Here is a 12,277-nt window from a genome sequence, read left to right on the forward strand (position 1 = left end):
AGTCCTTGGGTGGGCTACACCTTTGGAGAAAAGGGCATCTTTAGAATTGCATTCTCATGATACCATATCGTCAAATTGATGCTCCCTTTTTGGTGTCACATCATTGACAAAACAACAAACTATTTTAAATTATGTCATTATGCACATTGTTTGATTTCAGCATCATTTATACTCTTTTATAATTTCTATCAAAATAAAAGTCACAGATGCTTTAGACTGTTATTGCAGCAAGCCTCTCGTCCTTTATTTCTTTGAATCAAGAAGCAATGATTATCTATAGGTTATTGCAATCGTTTTTACAGCCAATTAGATGTAAGTCTGCATTTCAACCATCCAGAATTTATATATAATTAATTATTTTTTAATTAATTATTATTCAATTCATTAATATATTATATTAATGAATATGCTATTTTGAGTTTCGCAAAGCGAAAAATTGCCAAACTTTTTTATTCCTCATCAAAGATTTCAGACAACTGCTTTTCCATTTGATTCACTAAGTTTACCACTAATGCATTACCCATCATAAATCTTCGTTTATTTACAGGCATCTCTACTCTTTTTCCATCTACCAGACACTCTTTTGTCCAGTCTGTCGGGAACCCTTGTATTCTCTCCATTTCAATAGGAGTTAATAGTCGAATTCTGCCTGTCAATTTATCTCTCACGATATGCGTAGTCCTACTAAAAGAGCCTTCACTTGTCAGCATTGTTCTTGCAGGTTTGTTATACTCATCAATCATTGCAATTGGACCCTCTGAAAATATATATTCATGACCATTCGCTGCCTTTCTAGGCAATTTTTTAGCACCTTTAATGTATTGCCATGTCTTACGCTCACTGTCAGATAATCTCTTTTCCGTCTCATCACTATGAGTGACATCAGGCTCAGTATAATATAGTCTTTCTTTAGGAATAAAAAACTGTTCATCAACAGTTCCATCTTCCATAATATCACCCAATGTAATCTGTTCACCTCTATACGACGACTCAGTCTTTACTGTATAAATAATGCCCTCTTTCATAATTCCAGTATTTTCAAACCAAAATGAAAAAGAATTTGATAATTCCCCTATGTTCTTCGGTAATATTTGGTTTTCAATTATATTGTTTTCTTTTCTCACGACAGGAAAACTTTTTGCAAAAAATCCATTGCAAAATAATAAGTCTTCCGCGCTGTTTGAATTCTCCTGCGGTTTCGCTTTCAAATTATATTTTGATTGATGCAGGATACGTCTCGCATACTTTGTATTATTCTTATAAGCAAAAATAAAGACTCTTCTTCTTCTTTGCTGGTAGCCGTATTCTGCTGCATTAATTACCCGCCATTCTACTGTATAATCTAAATCTCTAAAGCACGCTAATATAATGGCAAAGTCTCTCCCCCTCTGTTTAGCCGGGCTTTTTATTAATCGATCCACATTTTCAAGAAGTACAAAAGGTGGCTTCTTTTTTTCTAATGTATCTCTAATATCCCACCAAAGAACTCCCTTTTCACCCTCTAATCCCTTTGATGTTGCAAGAGAGGAAGCTACAGAATAGTCTTGACAAGGAAATCCTCCGACTAAAAGATTATGGTCAGGTATTGTACTTTTATCCACAAGATTAATATCAATATTCGTTGTATCTTTTCTATTAATATCAAACCTGTTTCCAAATCTATTAACATAACAGCCATGCGCCCATTGTATTTTCTTATTAGCTGGTTCCCACTGACTAAACCACACTGTCTCCCACTTTTCAGGATTTTTTGTATCTTCTACGTTCGCTATAGAGTTAAGACCGCACCTGAAACCTCCTACCCCAGCAAATAATTCGCAGACCGTTTTTTTCATCGATTTATCCTCTTTCTAGTTATTATACCTCTATAATAGCATAAAAATTGCGATTGATCAACCTTTAATTTCATCCTGTATTTGTGCATATATATAACTATTGTTGAGCCAGAAACATTGCTTTGGAAACATTCTTCCGTCTGGTAACTCATATGTATCGTGTGCATTTTTTGCATGAGGTCTAACATGACTGACTCTATTATCTTTCGCCTTTGGAAGATTATTTTTCCTCACACCATTTACCACAGTAACCTGCAGTCCATCCTGTAAAACCTTTTTAGTTCGCTCCCATACAGCTTTAACCTCTACTTCAAGGTCTTCATATGGAATATTCCAAAATTGACAACCTCTGAGTCTCAAAGTATTGTTACTATCAAATTTGTAGACAACGAAGAGAAATCTTGTTTCCCTTAAATAATTACCAAAAGTCGAATTTTCCCAGGTTTCTTCAACAAGTTCCTTAAATTTAAAGGCAGGAAATGACATACTTTCTTTTATTCTGTCATTTTTTTCTATTCTTATTGTCTTAACTACAATATTTGCTTTCTCAAACTCCGCTGCATGATTCCCTTTTATTCCCAGTATTCTATATGCCAACATAGACTCAAGATTCTTTGGCTTCTTGTCTGTTTCTATGTCAAATGCTGAACACAGTTCTTCAACAGAATATGCTCTATACCGATTAATCTTTTCTACAACATATTCCTCAAAAGAATCTACACACTTATTTGAAAGGATAGGTTCATAGGTTACTTTTCCTGGAACGATATAATTATTGAGCACATATGTCATATATGAGCTCTTAAATGCAAATGCTCTTGGTTTAGCTAATTCATTGCTAAATGGTTGTTTTCTTCTATTTTTAGAAGTTGCTGCCTTTGGAGCTGCTCCAAGATATAAAGTATCACCCTCTGACAATTCGTGGGCCTTACCTTCTCGTATCTTTGAGACAATAACTTCATAGTCATGCTTAATAATTTTAATATCCTGCTCAGGCGGCGTAAATAATCTGGAGTATCCTATCTGATAATCCAGATTAGATTGAGTTTCTTTGCGATATAAGTAGTACACCAACAAAATCAACTTAGACTTCTTCCATAAATGACTTTGTTCAAATTTCTCATTTACCACATCAAAATAATCTATCATCGTTAAAATCAAACGTTCTTTTGCAGATAGTGAACCATTCTTATTTATCTTATAGGGCGTTACCTTTAACTCAACTCCTGCCTCTGGAAAGTCTGCTCTCGAATCACTATTACACTTATAATGAAAAAAACGTTCTTCAATGATTTGACCTAAGTTTCCTTTGTTTCTTTTTGTTTTATCGACAATCGCCTGCCCATCATAAGAAAAAATAGAATCTTCAATATCCCATGGACCATTATATAAGTTTTCCTCATCTTCATCGATAATTTCTCGAAAAGTTTTCCCGATTAATTTCTGGGCATATGACTCAATAGAAATTGGATTTGTCTCGTCATATTCTTTCATATAATTCATTGGATTTGTTCCTCATAATTTCATCTCTAAATTCATTGCATATTTTCACACTCGAAACTGAATAAATTCATCAATTTTGCTACGCTGCCTGATACAACTCTTTAATCTCACTAATAACCTTAGAAGCACTTCCTCCGTACTGGTTCAGTACAATATCAGCGTTATCATATATCTCATAAATTCTTGTTGTAGTCATTGATTTCTTCCAATATGACACGATGGTATATCTCAATCCATTATAAGCTCGTTGATCTATTAAAATATATGCTTGCTCCAACACTTCCGCCTGAGTTACCATTACATTACTTATTTGATTATCAATATTTTTATTGTACTTTTCTTTCGCCTCTAGGAGTGCCTCTATCTTTGCTTGCTTTGCGCGAGCTTCTTGCAATGCCTCCAGCTCCGCTGTAAGGCTGTTAACTTTTTCCAATAATTTTGCCGCCTTAGCCTTTCCCTCTCTTGAAGTGTCCAAAGTCGCGATTGTATATTGATATTGGTATTTTGCTAACTCCTCACCAAGTGCTTTAGTCTTCCGCTTATACTCATTTTCGTTTGACCAAGTAATATTAGGAATTCCAATTTCTTTAATCTTATCACTTGTATATTTATCATGCTCCCGTTTTCTTTCTTCTAGCTCATTGATTTTATTTTCTTTTGCTTTATCTTGAGCCACAGGCTTTACAAGATTAACAAGCGCATTAATGTCTTTTATTTCGTTATTATAATCATCCTTAAGTTTAGGAATAGCTATCTCTTTACTTTCAGATGGCTCCCCCTCTTCCTTTTTTCCATTTATCGAAGCATATGGACATATATAGTATTTATAGATTGCATTTGACTTTACTTTTTTCTCATACATAGTTTTGCTAGTTGTAAGCACTTTCACAAAGCTTCCATCATTTTTCTGTTCATAGATATTATAGCCCTTTGCATTTTTGACTTTATTCCATTTCAGTGAAAGCTGCACAGAATCACTGTACTGTTTTACTACAGATACTTCTAATTGCTCCACTTTATCAAGAGGTAAAGCCGCTATACTTTTAGTAGAACTAAATTTACTATAAACTCTTTTTTTACCATTTTGATAGTACGACTTAATCTTGTAATAGTATTTCGTATTCGATTTCTTTACTTTGTGAGTATACTTAGTGGTGTTAGCACCCTTAATAGTTTTTATAAGTTTAAAATTTTTCGTGCTATTCTCGGAGCAATAAATCGTATATCCGTCTGCCTTTTTCACCCTGCTCCAGCTGACATTAATTTTATCATATGCTGCGACTTTCAAGTTTATTTTTTGTGGAGCTGCAATCTTTCCCTCCGCCGCAAAAACTGCCGTTCCCGAAAGCAGCACAAAAACGATTGTCAGTATACAAATGATAAAATTAAACTTCTTCATAGTATAAAATCCTTCCTTTTCTTTTGAATTCCGTCTTTTTTTCTATTATAAGACAACATCCCCTAGGAGGCAATAGTATTTGCATCTTGCATCATTGATTATAGCGTTATAATCGATATGAAACACACAATGCAAAGTTGAACATCGTTTTAACTTCATGGATAAAACTATCCGTTTATTTCATAGAAAAAATCCACTCTATGTTCTTTTTTGCAATATTTGTAAATTAAACAGTTTCCTTGTCAACCCACATTAAATAATATAAAAAACAGGCTACGCTCTTTGCGATTTCGCCGCTCATAGCCTGTCTGTATTTTTCTCATATATACTCTCTATTGCATGACTACTATACGCCGCAAGGTATAGACCCAGTCCATAACCCCCCTTATCCCCAATTACTTGTCCTTAGCATTTCCGCAATTTCCGCTGTTTCTGGCAGCCTATTGACCTCCCGTACCTGTGTAAGATCAAAAATCCGAGTACCTCCTGAAGGGCCCGGTGTTGTTTTCTTAAAGTCTGTTTCATAGAACTTTTCAACAAAAAAGTATCTATGCTTTATTGAATGCAGGTCATAACCATGATCATCTCCATTTGCAATAGCTTGTTAAATCTGTACTTTACGCTCATCGGTCAGTTCTCCAAACTCAGGATTATATTCCATTCCTTCATCTGTCTCCACTGCTGTTATTCTTGCGCAAACCCTTCCAATGACTCGTACACTTTTTGGGCTATATAATCCAAGAAAACCATGTGCGCTGAATCCCCTCGCCGCATCACCGTAGTACACGCCTTCGCTAATATTAAAATCCATTGTTACTCCAGCTAGCTGCATCCGCATATATTTCCATGCATCTCCTCCTGATATCAAGTTATCCTCATAACAATAATCCAAATAATCTTCCAAAACCTCCTGCATCTCATAATCTCTGTCATCAAGAACTTCTTCAATAGCCTTTGCCAATCTTTCAAAGGTAGTATTAATATGCATAATTGGATAGGATTGCTCTTTATTGTACGCTTTTAGCCGCTTTTCGAATTTCTCTTTTTTCATATGCTCCGGAGACAGTGTTATGAGCACACTATGCCGCTCATCCTTAAAAGCTTCCAGATGCTTCATCAATTGTTCTGAGTAAAATCAATCCGGCATTTCCGTCTCAACAACAATTTTAAAACCATCCTGCGTAATCGTAGCATCCGGCACACTATCCACACGCTTTTCCTAAAGAGTAAAAACTATTTCAGGTTCAAAGGAATCCTCCCAAAACTCCGATTTTAGCAGCCTGAAAAACTTATTTGAATAGTAAGAATACAACCTTGATAAAAGCAGCATTGTATTTGCTGTAGCCACATTTTTTTGCGTGATATCATTGAAAGTAGTGTATTTTCATTATTCTTTCTTTCCATAATTTTTAGGAAAGTATTCCTTCCCAAGTTGCCATATGTATTTATCAATTTGCTTCAAATTATATCTTTCAAGACCATAAAATTTGCTAAAATCAATAAAAACCTCTTTGAATCGTATATAGTCTTTTAAGTCGTTATTATGAAACTTCGCGAAACTGTCTTTATCTCTAAAATACTTCAATACCCGTGCTACATAGCTATCATAAATTGGATATTCTAAAGGATTATGGTGACTGCAGTACTTCGTAGCAAAGGAATAGAAATTTTTAATAATACCGTTAATTTCAACTCTTTGAAGATCCCTAACTAATGTTGCATCTCCAGCTTTCAATCTGTTATCAATTTTTAAAGACAAAATATGCTTAGCTACAGGATATACCGTAAAAATATTTGTGCTGTAAAAATCATTCAATGTTGCCACCTTAACTAGTATGTCAGATATATTTGAATTACCCGGACACAATGTCAAAAATAATTTATCCAGTGCATCCTCCTGCAAATAATAATTTTCTAAATTGTTCCACCTCGCCAAATACTTTTCAACTTCACCAACCGATGGCTCTGGCACATTGACATGATATTCTACTTTTAGCTGTATAACAGGAGCCTTCCTATCAAATCCTGCTAAAGAGTAATACGCAGGCCTTCTTCCTATTCGTGTTATCGCACCAGAATTAACCAGCGCAGTCAAAGCTGAATAGATATTAGGGGTGTGATCCTTATCTCCATACATTGCTTCAGCTAATTCAACTTGTGTCATTGTATCATTTGTATTCAATAAGCTCAGTATTTTGTCTTTTTGTCTCATCTCCCTTTCTCCTCATCATTACGTTTTCTCATTTATGCAACACCCTAATCCGAATCCCTACAACTCCATACTTTGCCTGTTCTTCGCAAGTATAATACTCGTTCATATCCTCCGGCGAAGCATTCTTTACACTATCTTCCGTATAGCCACACTCCAAAAGAGGCAGATTGTCATACAAATCTTTAAAGGAATCAAACCGATATAGCTCCACAACCTGCGCACGTAGCTCTTCCTCTGTATTTTCAGTGTTCTGAAATGTAATAATATCCCCAACCGAAATCGCCTGCCTCTTTTCATCGTAAAGCCGCATCTCTACGGTCTTTTGCCCGTCTTTAATCATTTTATATGGTTTCGGATTTAGCTTCATTGAAAATTCCATTTTCACCCCTCATCTAAAACAGTCTCTAATTTCACACTTGTTGAAAGAAAACTCACTCGCTCTTTCAGCTCATCACTAAATTCGTCTAAATCTTCCATGGAAATTACTCCATAGTTTATCAAATCCGCAATATCGTATGCCATATTCTTTTTGCTCTTTTCCAATATTATTTCCGGATGTTTTCTATCTTTTCGTATTCTTTTCTCCAACTCCCAGAACTTATCAGAAGCATTCTTTAATCCGTTCAACAACTGCACATATTCTTTTAAGAGTTTCTCTACATATCTTTCCTGCCACTCTGCAATCCGACTTCGAAAAAGTTTCCAATCACTTTTTGAGCATTCCATATATAGTTCCTTCCTTTATCACTTTATTTTCTTCGCTGTACCATGAATATTTTTAATGCTTTCCAAATACGCTTCTTCAACCGGCGACAAGTTCTGTACCTGATATTTTCTGTACTCTTCTCTTGCTTTTTCAATTGCCTGTGTATGACTGACCGTTCCGGCCCCTTGTAGCACCTTCTCTCCTGTCGTTTTTAAAATATTGTCAAGATGCTCCACATAATCCGCCATATACATAGGGTTGTGGCGCATCGCCTGAATTTCCGCAAAATCAAAATATCCTGATACAATATTATTTAGGATTTTTAATTCTTCATCATTGAGATAATTCTTTGCAATGCTGATATCTTTCAATACAGGAAAATCACCAGAAAAACTTTTCAGTCCCATAAAAAGCTGACTGGCATCCGCACGCTCATATATAACTTCTGCTGCTGTATGCCCATGTGCCGCATAGTGTAATTTATTTTGTACCATTTTAAAAAACGCGATGGATTCACTACTCTTGGGATCATAATCAACACTCGTTGCATACAAATCCAGCACCTGTCGGTACATGACTTTTTCAGATGAGCGGATATCCCGAATACGTTCTAATAGCTCTTTCCAGTAATTACCGCCGCCCAGATTCTTCAAACGCTCATCATCCATCGTAAAGCCTTTTATCATGTACTCTTTTAATCGTTCGGTAGCCCACCGACGGAAATTTGTAGCAATCTTGGATTTTACTCTGTATCCAAGAGAAATAATCATGTCAAGATTATAGTAGGGTAATTCTCTGGATACTTCACGATTTCCTTCTGTACGAACCTGTCGGAATTTCCGACAGGTTGAAGCTTCGTCAAGTTCATCTTCCGCATAGATATGTTTTATGTGCTCAACTATATTCGTTCTTGATGTGTGAAACAAATCAGCCATTTGCTGTTGTGATAACCATACGGTTTCATTTTGCACTTTGACTTCTATATTAGTTAATCCATCCTTTGACTGGTATATCAGAATTTCTCCATAATTTTCCATTTATGTTTCGCTCCCTTTGATTGAACAAACCTTCCATTTAGACGCACCGCAGTTTACTTCGCCCCTTCTACCCTCACCAGCTTCGTCACAACTTCCGCAGTCGTCTGCACCCAATCCTCCTTCACTTCGCTCGCTTTGTTGGACAGACTTTGCATGAGACGCACCGTAGCTTACTTCGCCCCTTCTACCCTCACCAGCTTCGTCACAACCTCACAATGCACGCCCCAAGGAAACATATCCACAGGCGTGCCCTTCTCAAACCTATACCCATGCTCGCCCAGATACTTCACATCCCGCGCCAGGGTAGCCGGATCGCAGGACACATAGACGATTCGCTCTGGCTCCACAGAAACCACAGTTTCCAGCAGGGTTTCATCGCAACCAGCACGGGGCGGATCCAAAATCACCACGTCGGCTTTTTCCACTCGAAGCCCGGCATCGTCTGCTGCAGCGCCTTCGCCCAAGACCAGCTTCAGCAGTTCTTCTTCGGCACGGCCGCACACATATCTGGCATTGACGATGTGATTGATGACCGCATTGCGGTTGGCATCGAGGACGGCGCCTTTGACCGACTCGATACCGATGACGCGACCCACTTTGTCATAATCCAGCACGCCATCGTGGCGCGCCATATAAGCCTCCTCCATCTGCCTTGCCGCAAAGAGTCCGATGGTGCCCACGCCGCAGTAAAGATCCAGCACCGTCTCCTCGCCGGAAAGATCGGCATATTCCATCGCCTTGGCGTAGAGCCTCTCCATCTGCACCGGGTTCACCTGATAAAAAGAATGAGGTGAAATTTCAAAGACCAGATCGCCCACTTCTTCATTGATGACAGGTTTTCCGGCAAGGGTAATCAACTCCTCCCCCATGACACTGCCCGGCATCGCGCCGTTTTTACCTTTGCAGACGCTGATGACCACGCTCTCCAAGCTGTATTCCACGCCGTCATCGGATACCGGCAGTTCATAAATGGCATCATCCAGCATTTCCACCAGCTTGGCAGCATTAGGAATCCCTTTGCCGTTGATGACCAGCACTACCATCACCTCGCCGGTGCCACGGGCAGTTTTCACCACCAGATGGCGCATTAAACCCTTTTCCCACTTGGGGTCGTAAGCCGTAATATGGTCGCTTTCCATAAACTGACGCAAAGCCTCCGCCGCTGCCATAGCAGGCGCTGACTGAATCAGACAGTCGTAGCAGTCCACTACCTCGTGGCTCTTTGCACGATAAAAACCCACCGCCGGCTCGCCCAAATTCTCCACGATACCGCCTTTGCGGGTGATAATGCCGCCGGTCCAAACAGGCATAGAAGCCTTGTTCCGATAGCGAAAAGGCTCCTCCATACCGATAATCGACTCCATCTCTGGCTCCAAAATTCCGCCCAGCCGTACCAGCTTATCGCGCACCTGCTTTTCCTTGAGTGCAAGCTGCGCCTCATAGGAAAGATTGCTGTAAGGGCAGCCGCCGCACTGACTGCTATATTCGCACATTGGCGTAATCCTGTCCGGTGACGGCTCCACTAGGCGAAGCAGCTTTCCGAAGGCGTAGTTCTTCTTTACCTTAGTAAGCTCCACTTCTGCAAGATCGCCGACCACAGCGCCCTTTACAAAGATTGCAAAGCCATTACTTCTTCCGAGCCCCTGCCCTTCGTTTGTCATGTCCTCTATTTTGATTTGAACGATTTGTCCTTTTTCCATCTTTTTTACCTTTCTTGCTCTTTGCGGAAGAACCCTTGCCGGACTTTTCCGCCTTACGCTTTTCCTTTACACCTCGCGCAGATTTTTCGCCTCGACGCTTTTTTTCGCCCGATTCATTGTCACCTTTTCCTTTATCATTACGGTGACTTTTTTCTCGCAGGCGTCGTTTTTCTGAAGGTTCCTGCTCTGACTCCGGTTCAATTTCTCCCAGATTCATGCGCAAAAAGGCTGCCGCCACTTCCAACGGATCCAGCCCGTCGTCTACACATCGCTTATATACGATTTTCATATATGGAGTCAGGTCTTTGCCCTCACAATATTCCACAGCATCCGACACCGATTTGTACGCTTTGACAGTCAAAGCACTTGCCGCCGTCGGCATATCCTTTTCCTTAATCTTCGTATTGCAGTAATCCTCCAGGGAGCGAATTTTGTACTTCTCCCGCGGCGTAATCAGGGAAATCGCCTTCCCCTTTCTGCCTGCGCGGCCGGTTCTGCCGATTCGGTGCACATAGTACTCCATATCCTGAGGCATGTCGTAGTTAAACACCATATCCACATCGTCCACATCAATACCCCTTGCCGCAACATCCGTCGCCAGCAAAAGCTCCAGCTTTCCGCTTCTGAAAAGGGTCATGACCCGGTCCCTTTGGTGCTGGGACAAATCCCCGTGCAAAGCCTCCGCTGAGTATCCCTTTCCCTTCAAAATCAAAGTCAGCTGATCGACTTTTCTCTTGGTATTGCAGAAAATCAGCGCCCGCTTCGGGGACATATAGTCCAGAAGCCTGCAGAGGGAAGTATCCTTTTCCCTTCCTTTTACCACATAATAGGTCTGCTTGACGAGAGGAATGGTCATTTCCTCCTGCGGCACGTGAATGTGCAACGCATTCTGCTGATACTTTCCGGTGATTTCCAGAATTTCATCGGGCATGGTGGCGGAAAACAGCGCCGTCTGCCGCTCGGTCGGAATGGACTCGCAGATGGTCTCGATATCCTCGCGGAAGCCCATGTTCAGCATTTCGTCCGCTTCATCAAGAACCAGCATCTGCAAAGCGTCCAGCTTCAACGTGCCCCTGCGCATGTGGTCCATCACACGCCCCGGCGTTCCCACTACAATGGAAAGCTTTCCACGAAGCAGTCTAAACTGCTTTTCGATGTCCTGACCGCCATAAATGGCACCGATTTTTACACCGGGCACATGCTTTGCCATTTTCTTCAGTTCTTCTGCAGCCTGTATGGCAAGTTCTCTGGTCGGGCAAAGAATCAGTCCCTGGACGCCGCCTATCTTGCTACGAAGGTTTTCTATCATAGGGATACCGAAAGCAGCCGTTTTGCCGGTACCTGTCTGGGCCTGCCCAATGATGTCCTTACCCTCAAGGAGCACCGGAATCGCCATCTCCTGAATGGGCGTCATTTCTACAAAGCCCATCTCTGCAAGGCCTTTCAGTATCCTCTTATCAATCTGTGATTCGTTGTAATTCATTTAATTCTCTCTTTCTTTTCTCGTTAATAAAAGTATACCATACCTTCCGCCGAAAAGACAGGATTAATGCCGGAAAACACAACAAAATCAAGGCTGTCGCAGATAAAATGAGACAGCCTCTTTGCATATGCACCATTTAAAGCAAATATGCGATGAATGGTGCGAATTATTTTTTTGCAGTTTTTATTTTTGCACCATTTTGGGCTAAAACAGATGGAATGGTGCACATAAAGTCTCTAAAAACATAAAATCACCGGTGATTCGTTTTCATCTGGAAATTATATACAGAATCTGGAAGCAATATCTTCCATAATTTATCATTTCTGTCCAGTGATTTCAATTTCTTAAAAGCTCTCACAGAAAAATCTGCACCATCAAGTATTATTTCTCTATAAATGGTGC

General features: G+C 39.8%; 10 protein-coding genes. All 10 read right to left on the bottom strand.

Annotated elements, in window-relative coordinates; all coding sequences use genetic code 11:
* Positions 1-449 precede the first annotated feature (449 nt).
* Positions 450-1,835, bottom strand: a complete 1,386-nt coding sequence (dcm, locus tag NFR88_RS13530) for a DNA (cytosine-5-)-methyltransferase (protein WP_251616728.1) — start codon at positions 1,833-1,835, stop codon at positions 450-452.
* Positions 1,836-1,892: 57 nt separating this feature from the next.
* Entirely contained in the window at positions 1,893-3,338 is a 1,446-nt protein-coding gene (locus NFR88_RS13535) for a Sau3AI family type II restriction endonuclease (RefSeq protein WP_251616731.1), read from the bottom strand.
* A gap of 79 nt (positions 3,339-3,417) precedes the next feature.
* The gene (locus tag NFR88_RS13540; protein WP_251616734.1) at positions 3,418-4,737 is read right to left on the bottom strand and encodes a fibronectin type III domain-containing protein; all 1,320 of its coding nucleotides are present in this window, start codon (positions 4,735-4,737) and stop codon (positions 3,418-3,420) included.
* Between the two features lie 604 nt (positions 4,738-5,341).
* Positions 5,342-5,854 carry a hypothetical protein gene (locus NFR88_RS13545; RefSeq protein ID WP_251616736.1) on the bottom strand — a complete coding sequence of 171 codons (513 nt, stop codon included), beginning with the start codon at positions 5,852-5,854 and terminating at the stop codon, positions 5,342-5,344.
* Positions 5,855-6,124: 270 nt separating this feature from the next.
* Positions 6,125-6,949, bottom strand: a complete 825-nt coding sequence (locus NFR88_RS13550; RefSeq protein WP_251616744.1) for a hypothetical protein — start codon at positions 6,947-6,949, stop codon at positions 6,125-6,127.
* A 28-nt stretch (positions 6,950-6,977) separates the two neighbouring features.
* Positions 6,978-7,328 carry an ASCH domain-containing protein gene (locus NFR88_RS13555; protein WP_251616745.1) on the bottom strand — a complete coding sequence of 117 codons (351 nt, stop codon included), beginning with the start codon at positions 7,326-7,328 and terminating at the stop codon, positions 6,978-6,980.
* A gap of 2 nt (positions 7,329-7,330) precedes the next feature.
* On the bottom strand, positions 7,331-7,675 hold the full coding sequence (locus tag NFR88_RS13560) for a multidrug transporter (protein WP_251616747.1): 345 nt from the start codon (positions 7,673-7,675) through the stop codon (positions 7,331-7,333).
* An 18-nt stretch (positions 7,676-7,693) separates the two neighbouring features.
* Complete coding sequence (locus tag NFR88_RS13565; RefSeq protein WP_251616749.1) at positions 7,694-8,692, bottom strand: virulence RhuM family protein; 999 nt, start codon at positions 8,690-8,692, stop codon at positions 7,694-7,696.
* Between the two features lie 170 nt (positions 8,693-8,862).
* Complete coding sequence (gene rlmD, locus NFR88_RS13570) at positions 8,863-10,353, bottom strand: 23S rRNA (uracil(1939)-C(5))-methyltransferase RlmD (protein ID WP_251616750.1); 1,491 nt, start codon at positions 10,351-10,353, stop codon at positions 8,863-8,865.
* Positions 10,319-11,875: a DEAD/DEAH box helicase gene (locus NFR88_RS13575; protein WP_251616753.1), complete on the bottom strand. Its 1,557-nt coding sequence runs from the start codon at positions 11,873-11,875 to the stop codon at positions 10,319-10,321. Before NFR88_RS13575 ends, rlmD begins: the two co-directional genes overlap by 35 nt.
* Positions 11,876-12,277 lie beyond the last annotated feature (402 nt).

Source organism: Senimuribacter intestinalis (assembly GCF_943192965.1).
GTDB classification, from domain to species: Bacteria; Bacillota; Clostridia; order Peptostreptococcales; family Anaerovoracaceae; genus Senimuribacter; species Senimuribacter intestinalis.